Source organism: Fortiea contorta PCC 7126, from assembly GCF_000332295.1.
In the GTDB taxonomy this organism is placed as follows: domain Bacteria; phylum Cyanobacteriota; class Cyanobacteriia; order Cyanobacteriales; family Nostocaceae; genus Fortiea; species Fortiea contorta.
Genome location: NZ_KB235930.1, coordinates 203,710 through 222,917 on the forward strand (window position 1 = coordinate 203,710; position 19,208 = coordinate 222,917).

General features: G+C 43.9%; 14 protein-coding genes. 6 read left to right on the forward strand and 8 right to left on the reverse strand.

Annotated features, from left to right (window positions below; translation table 11 throughout):
* Positions 1–48: 48 nt before the first annotated feature.
* Positions 49–375 carry a hypothetical protein gene (locus tag MIC7126_RS31635; RefSeq protein WP_154655797.1) on the forward strand — a complete coding sequence of 109 codons (327 nt, stop codon included), beginning with the start codon at positions 49–51 and terminating at the stop codon, positions 373–375.
* Here the strand turns inward: MIC7126_RS31635 and ppc are convergent.
* The gene (gene ppc, locus MIC7126_RS0101035; protein WP_017651256.1) at positions 297–3,377 is read right to left on the reverse strand and encodes a phosphoenolpyruvate carboxylase; all 3,081 of its coding nucleotides are present in this window, start codon (positions 3,375–3,377) and stop codon (positions 297–299) included. The two genes, MIC7126_RS31635 and ppc, sit on opposite strands and share 79 nt — an antisense overlap.
* Positions 3,378–3,478: 101 nt before the next feature.
* Positions 3,479–3,715 carry a hypothetical protein gene (locus tag MIC7126_RS0101040; protein ID WP_017651257.1) on the reverse strand — a complete coding sequence of 79 codons (237 nt, stop codon included), beginning with the start codon at positions 3,713–3,715 and terminating at the stop codon, positions 3,479–3,481.
* A 215-nt stretch (positions 3,716–3,930) separates the two neighbouring features.
* Here MIC7126_RS0101040 and MIC7126_RS0101045 point away from each other — a divergent pair, with 215 nt between their 5' ends.
* Positions 3,931–6,951 (forward strand): hypothetical protein, encoded by a 3,021-nt coding sequence (locus MIC7126_RS0101045; RefSeq protein ID WP_017651258.1) that lies wholly within the window; start codon positions 3,931–3,933, stop codon positions 6,949–6,951.
* Here the strand turns inward: MIC7126_RS0101045 and MIC7126_RS30030 are convergent.
* Positions 6,913–7,155 (reverse strand): hypothetical protein, encoded by a 243-nt coding sequence (locus MIC7126_RS30030; protein WP_154655798.1) that lies wholly within the window; start codon positions 7,153–7,155, stop codon positions 6,913–6,915. The genes MIC7126_RS0101045 and MIC7126_RS30030 overlap by 39 nt on opposite strands.
* 37 nt (positions 7,156–7,192) lie before the next feature.
* On the opposite strand from MIC7126_RS30030, the gene MIC7126_RS30035 reads away from it, so the two are divergent.
* The 3 genes from MIC7126_RS30035 (at position 7,193) to MIC7126_RS0101060 (ending at position 10,489) form a co-directional block, all read left to right on the forward strand.
* The gene (locus tag MIC7126_RS30035) at positions 7,193–7,372 is read left to right on the forward strand and encodes a hypothetical protein (RefSeq protein WP_017651259.1); all 180 of its coding nucleotides are present in this window, start codon (positions 7,193–7,195) and stop codon (positions 7,370–7,372) included.
* A gap of 118 nt (positions 7,373–7,490) precedes the next feature.
* The gene (locus MIC7126_RS0101055; RefSeq protein ID WP_017651260.1) at positions 7,491–10,016 is read left to right on the forward strand and encodes an AAA-type ATPase lid domain-containing protein; all 2,526 of its coding nucleotides are present in this window, start codon (positions 7,491–7,493) and stop codon (positions 10,014–10,016) included.
* Between the two features lie 134 nt (positions 10,017–10,150).
* Positions 10,151–10,489, forward strand: a complete 339-nt coding sequence (locus tag MIC7126_RS0101060) for a hypothetical protein (RefSeq protein ID WP_017651261.1) — start codon at positions 10,151–10,153, stop codon at positions 10,487–10,489.
* Between the two features lie 412 nt (positions 10,490–10,901).
* On the opposite strand, the gene MIC7126_RS0101065 is transcribed toward MIC7126_RS0101060, so the two are convergent.
* The 5 genes from MIC7126_RS0101065 to MIC7126_RS0101085 form a co-directional block, all read right to left on the reverse strand.
* A complete protein-coding gene (locus MIC7126_RS0101065) occupies positions 10,902–11,780 on the reverse strand; it encodes an MBL fold metallo-hydrolase (RefSeq protein WP_017651262.1) in 879 nt (292 codons plus the stop codon).
* 461 nt (positions 11,781–12,241) lie between these two features.
* The gene (locus MIC7126_RS0101070; RefSeq protein ID WP_017651263.1) at positions 12,242–13,630 is read right to left on the reverse strand and encodes an alkaline phosphatase PhoX; all 1,389 of its coding nucleotides are present in this window, start codon (positions 13,628–13,630) and stop codon (positions 12,242–12,244) included.
* 311 nt (positions 13,631–13,941) lie between these two features.
* Positions 13,942–14,895: a heme o synthase gene (locus MIC7126_RS0101075; RefSeq protein ID WP_017651264.1), complete on the reverse strand. Its 954-nt coding sequence runs from the start codon at positions 14,893–14,895 to the stop codon at positions 13,942–13,944.
* A gap of 245 nt (positions 14,896–15,140) precedes the next feature.
* On the reverse strand, positions 15,141–16,133 hold the full coding sequence (locus MIC7126_RS0101080; protein ID WP_017651265.1) for a COX15/CtaA family protein: 993 nt from the start codon (positions 16,131–16,133) through the stop codon (positions 15,141–15,143).
* A 476-nt stretch (positions 16,134–16,609) separates the two neighbouring features.
* Entirely contained in the window at positions 16,610–17,587 is a 978-nt protein-coding gene (locus tag MIC7126_RS0101085; RefSeq protein ID WP_017651266.1) for a DUF4351 domain-containing protein, read from the reverse strand.
* A 496-nt stretch (positions 17,588–18,083) separates the two neighbouring features.
* Here MIC7126_RS0101085 and MIC7126_RS0101090 point away from each other — a divergent pair, with 496 nt between their 5' ends.
* Entirely contained in the window at positions 18,084–19,175 is a 1,092-nt protein-coding gene (locus MIC7126_RS0101090; protein ID WP_017651267.1) for a cytochrome c oxidase subunit II, read from the forward strand.
* Positions 19,176–19,208: the final 33 nt, after the last annotated feature.

Sequence of the window (19,208 nt, forward strand, 5' to 3'; positions counted from 1 at the left end):
TCGCAAAAATCATTTATAGCAGGGAACAGGGAACAGGAGGAGGGGGAGGTGTGGGAGGTGTGGGAGGTGTGGGAGGTGTGGGAGGTGTGGGAGGAAGGAGAAGACGGGGAAGATAGCAAGCGTCAGCATAAATTCTTTTTTTATTCTCTCATCTCCCCACACTCCCCACACTCCCCACACTCCCCACACTCCCCACACTCCCCATCACCCCATCACCCCATCCCCCCATCTCCCCACACTCCCCACACTCCCCACACTCCCCACACTCCCCATCTCCCCATCTTCCCATCTTCCCATCAACCAGTATTCCTCATGCCTGCGGCGATACCGTTAATAGTTAACAATGCGCCTCGCAGTAGTTCGCCTTTGCTGTAGCGGGAGTGGATGACTCCGGAGGTGGAAGCGGTGCGGGATTGGCGCAGGCGCTTGAGTAGGGAAACTTGAATGAAACCGAGGGGAACGATGGTGCCGTTACGTAATTGTACTGAACGCTGCAGAACAGGATCACCATCTAAAAGCCGATTGTGCTCAGTAATTTTCAAGACTAACTCTCTTGTCAGATAGAATTCGCTGGCGATTTGGGCAAAAACTTGCTCAAACCTAGCTCTGTCTTCAGGATTAGACAATTCTTGGACGTAGTGACGCGCCATTTGCATGTCTACTTTAGCTAAGGTCATTTCGGCTTTGGAAATTACCATTTTGAAGAAAGGCCACTTGATATAAAAGTAGCTGAGTAATTTTAGATGTTCTTCTGGTTCTTCGTTGAGGAATGTTTGCAAAGCTGTACCGACACCGTACCAAGAGGGGAGTAAAAATCGGGTTTGTGTCCAGCTAAAGACCCAAGGAATGGCGCGGAGGCTACCTAAATCTTTTTTACCAGAAGGACGACGAGCGGGGCGAGAGCTAATTTGTAGCTGGCTAATTTCTTCTATGGGGGTGACTTGGTGGAAAAAGTCGATGAAGTCTGGCTGTTCGTAGATTAAAGAGCGATAATGAGTGCGCGATCGCGCTGCTAATTCTTCCATAATCTCATTCCAGGGTTGAATATCATCAAACCCTGTCCGCAACAAGCTAGCTTGAATAACTGCGGTGGTAATGGTTTCCAAATTGTATAAAGCCAAATCTACCAGGGAATATTTGGAAGCTAAAACTTCTCCTTGTTCGGTAATTTTAATGCGTCCGTTGATACTGTGTCCTGGTTGAGCCAAGATAGCCTCATAAGCTGGGCCACCACCGCGCCCTACAGAACCACCTCGCCCGTGGAAAATCCGCACATTCAAATCGTAATCTTCGGCGATTTTCTGGAGTGATTTTTGGGCTTTATGAATTTCCCAGTTGCTGCTTAAAAAGCCTGAGTCTTTGTTGCTGTCTGAATACCCCAACATGATTTCTTGGAGGTCGGGGGTGAGGGGAGAAGATGCGGGGGTTTGGGGAAGCGGGGAAGAGGGGGGGATGTTTGCTTTTCTGGCTTGAATTACTTCGTAACCTCCAGCTAACAAGGCGCGATATAGGGGGAGTTCAAAGAGCTGGCGCATGACGCTTTGGGAGCGTTGTAAGTCTTCTACTGTTTCAAATAATGGTACAACTTGGATTGTGCCCACAGCGATCGCTGGATCAAAAAGTCTGGCTTCTTTGGCTAACAGCAACACTTCTAAGACATCGCTGACTTCGCGGCACATGCTGATAATGTAAGTTTGGCAGATATTGGTACCAAATTCTTGCTGTAGCGATCGCACGACGCGGAAAGTTTGAATCACGTCGTTGGTTTTTTCAGAAAATGGTAATTCTGAGGGAATCAGCGGACGACGGGTTTGCAGTTCTCCTGTCAGCCAAGCTACCCGTTGTGCTTCCGATAAATCATTGTAAGCTTGGGGCAAAACTTGCAGGTATGCCAAAATTTCATCAAGGGTATCCGAATGACGGGAAGATTCTTGACGGATATCCAATTGTGTGAGATTGAAGCCAAAAATTTCTACCTGACAGATGAGATTTTCTAATTCTCGACAACTTAATCCTGTTTCGGTCAAGTTGCGCTGAATTAATCGCAGTTCAGTTAAAAAATCTGCTCCGGAACGATACATGGGGATGTCTTCGTTTTTGGGAGTTTCCCGCTTGTATAAAGCCAGATTGCGATCGCGGGTGTTCTCCAACCTTCTGAGGACGTAAGATAACTTCAGGCGATAAGGTTCTTGGCGATAGCGCAGAGCTAAGGCGTCGTACACTTCGCTTAACTGGGACTGATCCAACTCCAGAGATTCGAGCAAATCTGGTAAAACATCACTCCAGTGCATCGACACACTCAATAATTCAATCAGTTTTTTCACCGACTGAATATATCGCTCTAAAACCATTTTGCGCTGATAGCAGGCTGTTTGCCAGGTAGTTTCTGGGGTAACTGAGGGGTTTCCATCTCTATCTGCGCCTACCCAGGAACCAAAAGAGCAGAAATTTTTCCGGGGTGGTTCTAGCCAAGGGAAGGTTTTATTCAACGAATATTTGAAGCGTTTGTAGAGTTCGGGAATGCCATCAAACAACACTTCCTGGAAATAGTGTAGAGCGTAGTCTACTTCATCCAACACCGTGGGTTTAAATTGGTGCAGTTCATCTGTACGCCACCAGAGGCGAATTTCTTCGAGTAACTTTTCTCTGATTTCTGTTGCTTCCCAAGGATAACCCCCAATTGAGTTATCTGAGCGGTTTTCGACTGCATCTAGCTGCTGTAAAAGCAAAACCACATGACGCTGCTTATCGCGGATGGTGTGGCGAACAATTTCTGTGGGGTGGGCTGTAAACACCAAGCGGATGTCCAACTGAGCAATGAGACGTTGAATTTGCTGTGGTGGGACATTCAACTTAAATAAATAGGGTAATAGAGCCGAGAAAGTTCCTTTTTGTTTTTCCTTTTGTTTGCTAGTCCAATTTTCAGTCACTAAATCTGTAGATGCGGAACCTTGAACAGGGGCGTCATCTTCGCCTTTGTTCAAAGAATAGCTGACATTGGGTAAACTTTCTGGCTCTGCGGCTGCGGTTTCTAATTGTGAATAACGGGTCAATTGCTGCCGTTGCTCATATTCCTGCTCTATGATGTTAATCAGCTGAAAATACAAAGCGAAAGCACGAGCAGCCCGAATAGCTTCATTGATGTTCAATTGTTCAATCAATTTGACAGCAGTAGCAGCTTGGTCTTTGATCGCTTGTCCTTCTGGGGAACATAAATCGCGTAATTGCCGCAACAGATCCACCATCTTTTGACCGCATTCTTGCCGCAGGACAGACTCCCACAATTCTTCCACAATTTGCAGACGATGACGCAAAAATAATTCGGATGCGGGATATATGTTTGCAGCCTGAGATAAAGAGTATAACAAGGAACTCATATTCTTACCGCTTGTATAGCTGATTGTCGGTGAAGATTCTTAGTTTGGCGATTTGTCAACAGCGGATTTACCCTAGACAAATCATTTGTAGTGTAAAATTTTTAACTGTTAATTGATTCTGGGTCGTCGGGAAAATTGAGAATGGGTAAGCGATCGCCACGAAATAATTCTTCACTGGCTTCTCCTACAGCGATGAGAGCTTTAGTGGTTGCTTCTCCAGCGGTGAGCAGCATTAATATAGACGCTGTACCCGCCTGTAAAATCAAAGATTGGGGAACGCTAAACAAAAACAGACCTAATTGCGGACGAGACCATGGTGTTTGAGTGAGAGGAGACATGGCTAATTCTGGGTTGTGTGCAAATGAATAAAATAAACAAAAAACTGAATATCAGCATAGCTTGCCATTGGAAACAGCAGTTTTGGCTGATTTTGCCAGATGATAACGTAACAAAAGTGTTAAAAACCAACCTCAGGGTGTGATAAATCTATGGTTCTAGTTTACAAGTGCAGTCAATATCCCCCAACAATCGCTTCGTGTAAAGTTAACTGCCCATGAAAACAGCATCAACAGATCGTCACCAATCCTTAGTGCAATGGGTCAGCCAAGCCACGGGGATCAACACTTTCGGGGTGAAAGTCCAGTTGCAGGGAAATGATCTACACATACTTTGTGAGGATCAAGAATGTCCACAACGTTGGCGCACCCTTGCTGACTTGTTGCAAGCTCTACAGCAAACAGACTTGCAACTTTTGACAGGTGAACAACCCTCAATATACCAAGTATTAGTCTACGGACGAAAGAAGGGGGAATCACGGCCCCAGTGGTGTCACAAAGTTTATTTAAATCAACTAGATCAGCATTTGGAGGAGGTCAAGCAAGCCATACTCGCAGATGCAGAAAAATCAAAACAAGCCGGCGGCTCGCTGATTATCTCGAATGAAAGTTTGGCACGGCAAGGTGATTTAGATGCCGTGGCGCGTTATTTAAGTGAGACTCTGAGTACTTTTGGGGTATCAGTGCTAGTCAAAGTCAAGCCCCAACAGTCGCCAAAAAACGATCAGTCCAATAATCGGTTATGGATCTTTTGTCAATCGAGTTATAGCCCCGACCCTTCGCTGCTAGGAGAGCCAATAGCTCAAAAATTAAGATATCTCAAACTCTCAGGTTATCAGGATGCGGTGATTGTTTCCCAAGTCAGGGGAGAAACCCAGCCTGATTGGCAAATGCGGGTAGATTTGACGCCACCGGAAGTGATGCTCAAGGAATGGGCGCGGTGGGGAGATGTGCAAGCGATCGCTCGGCTGTTAACTGAGGTATTATCAACACTGCAGGTAACTGTCCAAGCTTCTCTACAAGAATCAACTCTACATATCTTTTGTCAGCCTGCAGTTGACCCAGCCAAAACTGAACCAGCCCCAGATAAAAACCTGTGCTTACAAATCATTGTCCCACAATTAGAGGCGATCGCTCCTCAAGGCATTCTCGCCGCCACTATCTACGGTCAAAAAACCGCCGATAAGCAACCAACCTGGATAGACTGGTTAGCCCTACCCGCCAAGGAACATCCCGCACTAGCACCATCACCGTTAGAATTAGCTACCAGTGGTGATGAACCCGCCATCACTTTTTTGTTAGAAAGGTTACTCAACCCCGATTTAGAATGGCGCTTGAAAACAGGCGGGATTCGCGTACTGCTACTGCGTAAAGGTGATTTATTGCACATTATGTGTGATGCACCGGTTTGTCCCAGTATCAAGCAAGTCGCCCAGAAAGTTACTCAGTTTATCCGCCAGTTAAAAGTTCCCCAAATCTTTGGGGTGCGGGTTTACGGACGACGCGCAGGTAACAAAGAACCATTCTGGCATCATGGCGAAGATTTTGTGCATCGTCAGCGTCAAGTACCAGAAGCTGTACCAGAATTTGCGGCTACTGTTCTTTATGTGAATGAGCTGTTATTCCCCCAAAGCAGCGAACCAATTTTACGTGCCGATGTCACTCCAGCAGCAGTGCAAACTTTAATTAAAGAGGTAGCGCAGGACTGGTTGACAACGGCAACGACAAAAGCCAAAAATTTACTCATCACTACGCAATTATTTACAGAAATTGATCAGCCAGTCGAGCAAACTGCAGATACTCAAGGACTGAAGATAGCATTAGTTTGGGGCACTTTGGGGTTACTGTTGACTCTGCAGACAGATTGGATATTAGGTCAGATGATTACTCATTGGCAACAAAATCAGTCAGCAGTTGCGAAAGTGAGCAATTCACCTCCACCAAAATCGGCTTTAAAATCTCCAGAAAATTCCGATCAAAGAACAGCATTTTTTACCGCTAATTCGCAAACAAAATCGTCTCTCGATAAAAATTCTGGATTTAATTCTTCTGGTTTTCTGCAAAATGATGACACTCAAACAGGTAATTTAGCAGCCACGCCGCTAAAAGCCAAAGCTACTTCTAAAGCTATGTTAGCAGTAGCGCGATCGCAGATGCCCAGTTTTAATTCTCGTCAATTAGATGAGCAAATTATTCTCTATAAACAGCGCCTAGCTAAAACTGGAAGTCCGCCAGAAGTATTGATTATCGGCTCCTCTCGCGCTCTCAGAGGTATCGACCCAGCGGCGCTTTCCCAAGCGTTAGCTATTCAAGGTTATCAGAGTATTGATGTGTTTAACTTTGGGGTGAATGGCGCCACTGCACAAGTTGTAGATTTTGTCATTCGCAAATTATTAGAACCATCACAATTACCAAAACTGATTCTCTGGGCTGATGGCTCAAGGGCTTTCAACAGTGGGCGTGATGATATTACGTTTAATGCGATCGCTGCTTCTCCTGGTTACAAACGACTGTTAAAGAAAAACCTAGATAATACTAGCGGTGAAAACTTATCTACCAACTCTACAAATACCTTAGAAACAGAAAAAACTATAGGGATAAAGCCAGCCGAATCTAACAACTATCAAGCTATCAATCAAGTGCTCAATCAAGGGTTAGCAACTCTTTCTGTGAGCTATCAAAATCGAGAAGAGATTAAAACATTACTGATAAAACAACTGAGTTTATTGCCTTTCGCTAGCGATCGCTCTTGGTTAATTACACCAAAAAGCAAGCGGACAAATAATAATTTAGAAGATAACGTCTCCCAAGCAGTTGATTTTGACGGTTTCTTACCTTTAGATATCCGCTTTAATTCCGCTGAATACTATCAAAGACACCGCAAGGTTTTCGGAAATGACGATAGAGACTATATATCTTTTCAAATAGCAGGTATACAAGACACAGCTTTTAAAACATTACTTGATTTCACTGAATCTCAAAGAATCAATTTAGTATTTATCAACACACCCCTGACCGACGAATATTTAGATCCAGCACGTCAACAGCATGAGCAAACATTTCAACAATACATGACGGGTTTTTCCAACAACCCCAATTTTCTCTATCGAGATTTCAGCCAAATCTGGCTCAAATCTCATGAATACTTTTCCGATCCCAGCCATCTCAACCGCTTCGGCGCTTATGAAGTCTCACAGAAATTAGCCCGCGATCCGATGATTTCTTGGCCTGCGAGGTGAGGTGTGGGGATGGGGAGGTGGGAAGGTGGGGTGATGGGGTGATGGGGAGGTGGGAAGGTGGGGTGATGGGGTGAGTGGGGTGAGTGGGGAGGTGGGGTGATGGGGTGATGGGGTGATGGGGAGGTGGGGTGGAGTGGGGAGGTGGGGTGATGGGGAGGTGGGAAGGTGGGGTGATGGGGAGGTGGGGTGATGGGGAGTAGACATCTCCAGAAATTAACTTTGCGCTACGTCATTGTCGGAGATGTCTAGTGTGGGATTAAAGCGTGAGGCTTTGAGGCTGAAGCGTGAGGCTTTGAGGCTGAAGCTTGAGGCTTTGAGGCTGAAGCTTGAGGCTTTGAGGCTGAAGCTTGAGGCTTTGAGGCTGAAACTTCAACAGTATTGTCCCATATCCCATTGCCAAAGATTGGTTATTTTAGGTTAACGGAGTACCAGAGTGTGTAACTTATATAATTAGCAACTGCTATCGATCTGACTAGATTACAACAAGAAAATACGCCGGAAACCTTGACAAATAACCAATAATAAATAACAAATAACCAATGACATTTTCAGAAACGGTAATTTGGCTGCAAGAGCGCACGAGTTTAGGTATTCTTGCAGTTGAGGTGTTAAATGCGATCGCTCAGGTTTTACAATTACAAGTTATTCCCCCAAAAACCAATTTAGTCAGCGAAAACACTTCCCCAGAAGCGCTTTATATTCTTATCGACGGTCAACTCGAAAGCAATACCACCAATCAAACTAACCCGGTGTTAGCTTGTGGGTTTCTTGCGGGTGCGGTGATTAACCTCAAAGAATTACTCTTAGACCAATCCACTCCCTTGACAATTACGACCTTAACAGAATGTCACGTTTGGCAGATACCTGCTGCTCAATTCCGGGTTTTAGCGGGCGAATACCCGGAAATCACTCTCGCTTTTTCTCGCCAATTAGCCCAGGAATTAGCACAGGTGACATCTGCGCTGAGTTATGAGCAAGAACGTTCCATCGCTTTGCGTCCATATTTAGTGACCAAAGCCCAGCGGGGAATTGTAGGAACGAGTCGTTATGCGGTGCGTCTCCGGGAGCAAATTCGCCAAGCTGCGAGCGATCGCCAGTCGGTTGAAATTTTTGGGGAACCGGGTTTAGAAAAGGACAACATCGCGGCGCTGATTCACTTTAGTTCACCCAAAAGGCGCGAACCAATCGTTAAAATCAATTGTGGGATTCTGCAAACTAGTGGTGCAGATTTATTCGGTCGTGTTGGTGGTAAACCAGGATTGCTGGAATGGTTAGGAGAAGGCTCTTTAGTTCTGAATAACATTCAAGAACTTCCAAAAGAATTGATCCCATCTGTAGCTAAATGGCTGAAAACAGGTGAATATACCCCCATCTCTCGTCCGGGAGATCCACCTACTACAATTCGTCGCAGTCAAGCTCGTGTGCTGATTGTGGCAGAAAAAACCGAATCGACTATTGATCGGTGTATCGGTCATATGATTAAAGTCCCACCGCTGCGGGTACGAAAGGCTGATATCAAAGCGCAGGTAGAATATTACACCAGTCTTTACGTGCGAGCCAGAGGTATTGCTAAACCGCATATCACCCCAGAAGCGTTGCGGAGGTTACAATCTTATGATTTTCCTGGTAATTTAAAGGAATTAAAAAACTTAGTTGAAAGAGCGATCGCCCAAGCAGAAAACAGCAGCGAATTAACAGAAGAAATTTTCTGGTCAGCGGAAACAAAGAAAAAACAATTTCGGGTCAATTTGTTGAATCTTTATCCAGGTTTGCGAAAATTTCTGCGGAGTTCTTGGTGGCCTGACCGCATTAACTATGGTTTTACGGTAGTTGCATTTGCGTTTATAGTTGCAGTGTTATTTATTGGGCCGCAAACACGCGATCGCAATTTTGTACTCAATCTATTTTGGGCTTGGTGGTGGCCTGGCTTTCTCTTGCTTTTTCCCTTTCTCGGTCGCGTTTGGTGTGCAGTTTGTCCCTTCATGATTTATGGAGAAATTACCCAAAAATTATCCTTATGGTTATTCCCGCGCCAACTCCAACGCTGGCCCAGAGAGAAAGCTGAGAAATGGGGCGGATGGCTTTTATTCGGGTTATTTACTCTCATTTTTCTTTGGGAAGAACTTTGGAATTTAGAAAACACTGCCTACCTCAGCGCTTGGTTACTATTATTAATTACCGCTGGCGCCATGATTTTCTCAGCTTTATTCGAGCGGCGATTTTGGTGTCGTTACCTATGTCCCATTGGTGGCATGAATGGATTATTTGCTAAACTGTCCATGACAGAATTAAGAGCACAACAAGGAATATGTTCCGCCACCTGTACCACTTATCAATGCTATAAAGGCGGGCCGCAAAAAGGCGAAGGTATGGAAACTTTGGGGTGTCCTGTTTATTCTCACCCAGCACAATTAGAAGATAACCGAGATTGTGTATTGTGCATGACTTGTTTAAAAGCTTGTCCCCATCGTTCCGTAGAGTTTAACTTACGTCCTCCAGGAATTGAACTTTGGACAACTCACGTCGCCCACAACTACGAAGTCGCACTGTTATTTTTATTATTGGGTGGAGTATATTTACATCGTTTACCAGAATTGCAAACTTTGCTAGGATTACAAATAGATTTAAATCAGTTTTGGCAACACTTGGGATTATCCTTATTAACATTAATTCTCCCAACAACTATTCCCCTAGCAGCTTATGGTTTGATGAAAATTTTCAATTCTCGCCGTCAACCTAAATCATTTGTAGAGCTAGCTTATGGTTATTTACCCTTAGTGTTGGGGGGAAGTTTAGCGCATTATTTGCGCTTAGGTTTAGGAGAAGGAGGACAAATTTTATCTGTGACTTTAGCCACATTTGGTCTACAAAATGAACAATTGCCAATATTAGTAGCGCATCCAGCCGTAGTTGCATTTTTGCAAGGTTTTACATTAATATTTTCCTTACTTTTGACAATTGTTTTGACACAAAAAATTGCTCGACAATCCTTTAGAGCTATGTTTTGGCAACATCTATCAGCAGTTGCTTTGGGTATGAGTATGTGGGCGATGATTGTGTTTTGAACTTCCCTGATGTCATCAGTAAAATCAGCATTGCTCACCGCATCCGGGCTTGGTAAGCAATGTCTATAATACTGAAGATTTTTACCAAAATCAAACCGGATTTCTGTCTAGAAATAGCCTCAACATTAAAACTAATGCAAGTTCTCAAAAGAGCCATCAAACCACAAACCTATATATCGTTCCTCCACATCTACCAAACAACTTGGGGAACCGCTGGTGATATCTGCTTAATTCGTGAATCTGTAGCTGAAGAAAGTACAGCCAAATTTGTCGGGCGCAAAATTCAACTAGCACTACCAAAAGGACTAGAACGCGATCGCTTGGCAAATTGTCCGATAATTAAAGTAGCAGGTAATGTCGGCGACGGACATCCTAAAGATCATCCCTTAGAATGGGAAGTTTATGAAGGCGTAGATCCAGAAATCGCCCTCGCTGCTCTCAAACCTTGGGGTTTCAAGCTAATTGAACTCTAAGTATTAATATTAAAGCGATCGCCAGTAAGGTGTGTTGTGGCACAGCGCAACGCACCTTAAATTTTTGTGAAATTATTACAGTTGTGGAGACGTAAAACTTTATGTCTTTAAAAGTATGGCCGTAGCCACATCAGCGTTTGTAAATGTATACTTGTTAGTCTAATGCATCTGCATCTGGCAAATATTCGCCAAATTCATTACCGCTAGTTTTCTTGGTGAACCAACCTATATAGCCTCATCTAAACGTTTGGTTGTCGATATATATGCTACTATGATTTTCCTTAAATATTTTTTCTCACGCTAGCGTCCTCCTCTGCGTGAGACTGTCGCCGACTTTGCAGTTTGAAGGCGGTGGAGTGCGGGAGAGCGATCGCACTTTGTGGTAATTTACGTTATGTATGGCGACTCAACCTTAACCAGAAAAGCTCTCCATTAATTCCACACATTTTTGCATTTGCTGACGCACCGTATCCCTATCTCCGTGAAACCTCCTTCCATGTCCTGGTAACACCCACTCAAAAGAGTAACCAGCCAACTTCCGCATAGATTTAATCTGTTCTGACCAAGAATACCAGCAGAAATCACGGAAAGCAGCTAACTGATGGTAAGATTCTGACCAAGCGAGATGGTCGCCAGTGAAAAGAAACTTATTTTTATATAGTAAAACCGTGTGCCCTCTGCTATGACCTGGAACAGGAATAATCAGCAAATCAGGAGACAAAGCAAATTCTTCTGCACCAGTTAGCTGTATTTCCACATTGCGAGTATCTGCAGTAATATCATCAGCATGAAGGATGCGCTGACTTTGAAAATGTTCAGCAAACTTTTGATGATCTGCGACATCATCCCTGTGAGTTAAATATATGTAGCGAATTCCTCCCATTTCTTCCAATCGCTTCACCAAAGGAGGCGTAAACCGGGGTGAATCCACCAAAATATTTCCCTCTGCTAACTGAATAAAATAGCTAGCAGCACCATAAGATTTTTCCGAATGATAGCCGCAATGATAAACATTTTCTGTCACTAAAATCGGCAAACTTTCTTGAGCCGCTTTGACATCTTTTGGTTTTTCAACAGTACCAATAGAACTAGTAGGACAAGCCAAAAGTGCTTGCAAAGCCGCTAATCTTTCCGCCTCATTCGTTGGTTGATGATACACCGCCGACTGTTCATCATTGCGATTAAACACCTCCGGAGTCATCCAGCGACAAGTATCGCAATCAATACAAGTAGTATCCACATAAAAATCGCCATCAATATTTTCAGAGCGACGCAGTTTTAAAGTAGCCATATCAAACCTCTTTGCGCCCAGCGAGCAATCTTATATGACTACCCTAACAAAAATGCTGCCAGACTACAGACACCACTAGAGATAAATATGTCCAAAAAAATCTTGTACCAATTCTCTAAATTTTGGCAACAAATAACCTGTAATACCATTTGACTTTAATCATGATACAAATACGGTTATAAGGGCGTACGGCCGTACACCCCTACAAGCGATTGTATATGTATCAAAATTTTGGTAAATTGGTATAAGTGCGTAGGCTCCTACCAATTTATCTGTTGTTTTCTTTTCGGGAATTGGTATTACTATCAGCAGGACAGGCGAAAACTTAACCAAACACATTCGCTGATAAATTTTCCAATATACTTAATTGTGCCAATTTTAACTGTTTATATACTGTTTATATCTTGTTAAATTTTGGATTTTGAAACATCAATCCAAAATCCAAAATTTAAAATCTAAAATTAGGTTGTTCTTAGTTTTCTATGCCAAGGGCCCCAAATTGCTAGCGTAATTCCTGGAGTTTGGATATTCACAAACATGGTGTCGCCATCGGGTGAGAAACAAGCACCAGCAAATTCACTACCGTTAATAGCGTTAGCGGCAAATTTATACAATTCCCCTTCCGGATTCACACCGATAACGAATTCGGTATCGCTACCATCTTCACAAAGGAACAAATCGCCAAAAGGAGCTACGGTAATGTTATCAGGGTTATTTAGCTCCCCACTATTGGTAGACTCAACAATCAGAGTGAGAGTACCACTGTTAGGGTCGCGTGTGTTGGGTTTATAGGCGAAAACTTGGCCTTGTCCGATGTCACCACCACTGGTAGAAACAAAATAGATTATGCCATCCGCATACCAAGCACCTTCACCGCGCACAAAAATAGCTGCGCCCTTGCTTTGTGCTTGATACCGCACAGAAGTAGTCAAGTCATTCGTCGCGGGGTCAACATTATCAATTTTTACCCAGCTAACAGGTAAAGGTTGGTTTTTATATTGCTGAAAATTCTTACCAGTGTTAACCTTGGGCATTCCTTCAATCACTAAAGCTTCCAAAACTCCACCACTCCGGAGGTCGCCCCTTTGATTAGGACGGAAGCGATAGAAACTGCTACCACCATCATCTTCAGTTTCATAGACCCATCCATTTCTGGGATCAACAGCCACCGCTTCATGGTTAAAGCGACCCATCGCCACGAGGGGAACTGGCTCTGCTACTTGAATATTCGCTGTTGCTGGTACCTCAAAGTTATAACCGTGTCTTTTGCTAGCACCACCAGTAGGCGGTAAGGTGAGATTTTCTTCACAGCTAATCCAAGAACCCCAAGGCGTCGGGCCTCCAGCGCAGTTACGAATCGTCCCCGCCAAAGAAACAAAATGTCTTGTCACACGGCGGTCAGGGCCAATCACCAAAGTCGTTGTACCACCACCAATTTGGTCATATCTTGGCGACGCTATCAATCCACTGGTTTCACTGGGGCCCAACTCATGATTTCGCACCAAAATTGTGTTGTTTCTTGGGCCTTTAAAAGCAGCCATACCATCATGACCACCCCGCACTAACGCACCATCATCCATAGTTTGACCTGTAACCGAGATGGCGGTGTATTTGAAATTTTTAGGCAATTCCAGTAGAGGAGTACGGCCTAAATCAATTCCACCGAGAACCACACCCACAAGTTCATCAGCATTTACAGGTAGCGTTGCTTCTAACGGCCCATAACCGATTCCCAACGGCCCTCTACCACGAGGAGATCTAGCATACAAAGCTTCCAAAGGAGAAAGCATCGTCGCACCAATCGCACTTGCACCTGCTAACTTAAAAAAATGACGCCTTGAAAAACTCATGACAAAAAATTTTCAACAACATTCAAGCCTTAAATCATAAGGTTTTTGTTTAAAAAAATTAGTAAGATATGGTTAAGCTTTAGTATTAATAATTATTAGCAATAATGCCATGTTTCATATCAGTTTATCACTCACAAATTTTGATAGTATCTGAATTAAAATAGCCAACACCGCTGTAAAACTCCGCGTTCCTTTGCGTTTAACTTTGCGTTCCTTTGCGTTTTATTCCTCTTCTTTATCTTGAAATAACCTCGATAAAAAAATGCGATCGCGCTTTCTAACCAACGCGATCGCACTTTTTTAATCTCTTCCTAAATCATCAAATACAGTCGGTCAATCGCCGCATTAATTAGGTGATGAGTAATTGGCAAACTATCCACCACCATCCCCAAACACAACAACATCATGTAGGAAATGGAATAGAGAAACAACTCTTTAGCAACAGTGCGATTCTCCGGATTTTGCAACAAGCGCCAAGACTTACGAATAAAAACAGCGCCTAAACCCAAAGCCATCGCCCCATAAACCAATCCACTCGCCTGTAAAGGAAAAACTAGTAACAGCGTTGCAGCGACTGTTACCAAAGTGTAATACCAAATTTGCTTGACTGTAGCCGTATCACCCACAACTACAGGTAACATTGGTATCCCAACCTTTGCGTAATCATCCCGAATCATCAGCGCCAAAGCCCAGAAATGCGGTGGTGTCCAGACAAAGACGATCGCAAAAATCAACCATGCTGCCCAGCTTAAAGAGCCAGTAACAGCAGCCCAACCCACCAAAGCGGGAATCGCTCCAGCCGCCCCACCAATCACAATATTCTGGGTGCTGTGACGTTTCAGCCAGTGGGTATAAACCAGAACATAAAAAACGATACCAGAGAAAGCGAGTAAAGCCGCTAAAAGATTAGCGAATACTGCCAACAGAGTAAAAGAAATCACAGCCAGAGCGATCGCAAAAATTAACGCCTCATGGGGCTGTATCTTACCAGCAGGCATAGGGCGATGGCGCGTCCGCTCCATTTCATAATCAATATCTCGGTCGTAGATACAATTAATTGTCTGAGCGCTAGCAGCCGCCGAAGTGCCACCAGTAAGAGTTACTAGCAACAGCAATGGGTCAACTTCTCCCTTAGCCGCAATCCACATACTCCCAGCAGTAGTAATTAACAGTAAGGGAATAATCCGTGGCTTAGTGAGCTGGTAATAGCTTTGAATTACCTGGAGAAACGTTTCGTGGTGGCGAGAGACATTAGTCTCAATCATGTTGGCTAATTTTCCTTCTTTTTCAACAAATTATTTGCACGCGCTTGAGGAGAGGATGAGGAGGTTGAAGAGGATAGGAAAGTGTGGAAGGAGGGGGAAGATGGGGAACCATAAATTCTTATTTCTCCCCACACTCCCTCATCTCCCCACACTCCCCACACTCCCCCCCTCTCCCCTGTAAGGGTGCAATTAGAGACAAGGGTTTGTGTAGTTCCACCACTGCTCTCAAAGAAACCGGAAACAAGTTAGGGATTCGCTCCATTCGCCGGTGTGCTTGTATCATTAACTATGACAGCGACGGGGTAGCTATTGATTTGGCGGCTATCAACCCAGTCACGCCATGCAAGCACGGTGAAAGCCACCAAAGTTCCCAACAAAGCTGCACCCACAGCTTGGTGAGAGACAGTGAGCGGCTCGACTTGCAGATGTAATCGGAATGTGGCAAATCCCAACAAGATTTGCAAAATCAATAACGAGCCAGCCATTTTTGCTAATCGCCGCAAAGCTGGATGTAGTGCAGGTGTCCGCCAGGAAATGATGACCACAGCTAAAGTTGCCACAGTGGGCGGAACTAAGCCAAAAATATGACTGTACATCACACTACACAGTTGGGATGTACCCAAGCATTGATGTAGCGCCCAACGAGAACCGACCAAGGCGCCCAGGAGACTTTGCAAATAAACCAGAATCGCCGCAGTTAAACCTACCCAAGGTAATTTTCCGACATTTCCAGTTCCTTGATAAGGGGCGAGTGCCGTACCGATAATTAAGAGGGTGGTGAAAAACAATAGCGCCGTTCCCAAGTGAGCGGTAACAATATCAAACCGCAACAGTTCGGTGACAGTGAGTCCACCGAGAATCCCCTGGAAGACGATTAAAAACAGGGCAAATGTAGAAGCCCAAGGTAGCCAGTTAGGTAAAACATGACGATGCCACCAGGATAGACCAACCAGAGCGATCGCGCTGATCCCAATCAAAGCTGCATCCAATCTGTGAAACCACTCTAAAAACACTTGCAGATTCATTTGCTTGGCCGGGACTAATTCCCCATAGCACAAAGGCCAATCTGGACAAGCTAAACCTGCATTCATCACGCGGGTAGCAGAGCCAATAGCCATCAAAATTAAGGTAGCGATGCAGATTTTCCACACTAAGCTACGAATTAGTTCTTGAGGCTTTTGCTGCCGAGTTGCGGCGGTGACTGCTTCATTTTGTTGTTGTACGACAAATTCGTTCATAAACAATACCTTCTGCCCGCTCTTGGTAAAGCTTTTACAGTTATAAGTTTGTTAGTCACGACCCATATCCACCCTAGCGTATACGACTAAGGTTTATAGATTAGCTTTCACTTATACTTTGAATCACTCTCACCACTTTTAGCCAGAAGCTTTAGGTATTTTTTAAGTTGTGAGAATTTGGTATATGGCAATTAATTTAGCTTTCTAAATTTTTCCTTAAATTTTTACCCGCATTCACATATATTTGTCACAGTAGCTGAATAAATCTCTTGTACTCAAGATTGATCAATTAGCGAGAAAAATTAATAAAAACTTTAGACCTTGGTACTCTATATTTTAATTGTCAAGAAGGGCACGTTAGGTCTAAGGTCGTTGGATAATTAGGCGAGCGCCTTTTTCTCTCCCGCATTGAAAATGCGGGCGAATGGTAAATTAAACGCTCTGAATGATCCCCAAATTCATGTCCCAGAAATTGGCTACGCAGTTTGATTCGCTTGTAACCAGTTGAGTAAATCTGGAATAGCCGTAAAATCCAACAAAGCCTCACCCAGTGCTTCTAATTGCTCTAACTCAAGAGTTTGAATGCGCTGTAGAATTTCCGGTGATAACTCTCCTACCCTTCTTTGCAGTTGTCGTAGCACGAGTTTTTGTGCTTGTTCGAGTCTACCTTCCTGCTCACCTTCCTCCTTCCCTCGCTCGTAACCAATGCGCTCACCTGTGGTTATGTAGCTCATAGTCCGCTCCTGTTCAAATTGCTTAAACTCTTGCCAAAATTCTGTTTCCAAGGCTTTTGGTAAAATCATAACCCAATCGATAAATCGGTACAGGTTACGAATATCTTTTTCTTGTAACCCTAATTCATACAATCGGCGAATTAAGCTAAATTTCCAAGTCTTACGTTCGGCAAATTTTTTAGTTGTTTGCTGCGTTTTTAAATGCGCCATCACCACAGTTGCAAAGGGATTATCGCTGTTTTCTAATTCTGTCCAACGATTTTGATAATCCAGCAACTTGACGATGCCAAATTCAAAGTTAAGTCTGGTATTCGGGTAATTATAACTATATTGGTTTGGTCGCCATGTCGAATCTGCATCACACAAAATTGCTAAACTAATGACTGGTTTGGCAAAGAAGTCAAAGATTCTCAGATTGTATGAAAACATTCTTTGAGGAAATATCTCTTCTGGTTGTGCTTGAATTTCCACATGAATTAACAGCCAAATTTCTTCACCTTCAAGTTGCCAAACTTTCACCAATTTATCTGCATATCTTCTACCCGTTTGAGCTTCTCTAGCGATTTGTTGAAATTCTTTATCCAGGAATTCATGGGGACGTGACCAATCGATTAAGGCTGCTGTTTCGGGGAAGAAAAATTGCATCGCTTGGGGAAAGTATGCTTCTAAAATTTCCTTCCACGGTGAATCGTTATCTGCTCTTTCTAATTCCTCTGTCATCAGTTGATTGGTAGATAATATAACTTTTCTAACCTACTACCTTTAGGAGGTTGTTTGAAAAGGTTTTTCTCTGTACAAGACCGAAATACTCGATATGTGCCCAAAATTTGAGATTCTACTGTGCGAGAAGCCGCTATTCGTAAACATCAAGCCAAATATGATAAATTATACCTTCCGCCTATTTCAAACATCCTCTAATTTTTCTAGTTGTGACAACTAATTTGATAATCTTAAATTTTTCCATTGATTTATGTCTATTTTGCTTAGTATCTGATAAACCCTATTAAGAAGAAAAATGAAAATTTTTAGCCAAATTCTCCGAATACAAACCTTAACTAAACCTTATTGTTAGATAAACCTCTTATACTGAGGATGAGTAAAGTAACCAAAAAAATTAATAAAAATTTCAGACCTCTGTACTCCATATCTAGCAGCCTAGACTACCTTAGTAAGTGGGCAGCTTCGACATAACGTAGTAAATTCAATTAAGTAAGCCGTGAATATTCCAAGTTCTATCTGGACATTACTGATTGGCATCGTGCTCACCCTGGCCAGCCTTTGGTACGGACAAAATCACGGTCTGTTGCCAACAGCAGCCACAGATGAAGCCATCTTAGTAGATGGTCTATTCAACACGATGATGATCGTCTCTACAGGTATATTTTTACTTGTTGAAGGTATTTTGATTTACGCTGCTTTTAAATATCGTCGGCGTGCAGGTGACAATGAAGACGGGCCGCCTGTGGAAGGTAACGTGCCTCTAGAAATACTGTGGACAGCAATTCCCGCAGTGATTGTGCTCGGTATTTCTATCTACAGTTTTGAAGTTTATAACGATATCGGCGGCTTTGATCCCCATGCTATCCATGAAGCCCCGATTACTCAGGATATGTCATCGATGCATATGCCAGGAGCAGCGATCGCTGCAACTCTCAGCGATGCACCCGCAATAGACGACAAACCGAACCTCAATCAAGAGAAATCTGATGCGGCGATGTCAGATCCAGCCACCGCAGCAGTCCGTAACGCTGACCAAATTCCTCAAAAGCAAGACGCCCCCGGCGCGGGTATTGTCGCACCCACTGTTGGCGCTAGCCCAGAAAACGCCGGCAAACCTCCAGAATTGGTCGTCAACGTCACCGGGTTACAATACGCCTGGATTTTCACCTATCCCGACAGCGGTATATCCACTGGTGAACTACACATACCCATCGGGCGTGAGGTATTGGTGAACATGACCGCTAACGACGTCATCCATGCTTTTTGGGTGCCAGAGTTCCGGATGAAACAAGACGTAATCCCCGGTAGACAAAGCCAACTTCGCTTCACACCCAAAACAGAGGGTGACTATGCTCTCATCTGCGCGGAACTTTGTGGCCCCTACCACGGCGCAATGAGAACCCAAGTTGTGGTGGAATCACAGCAAGCCTATGACAGTTGGGTACAAGAACAGCTAATGGCTAGCCGCGAAACCCTCAACCAAGCTGTTGCTCTCAACCCAGCGGATTTATCTCCCCATGAGTTCCTCGCTCCTTACACCAAGGACATGGGAATTCAGCCAGAAATGTTACATCAAATCCACAAGTAGTCACCATAACCCAGAGGCGACAGGGAACGGGCA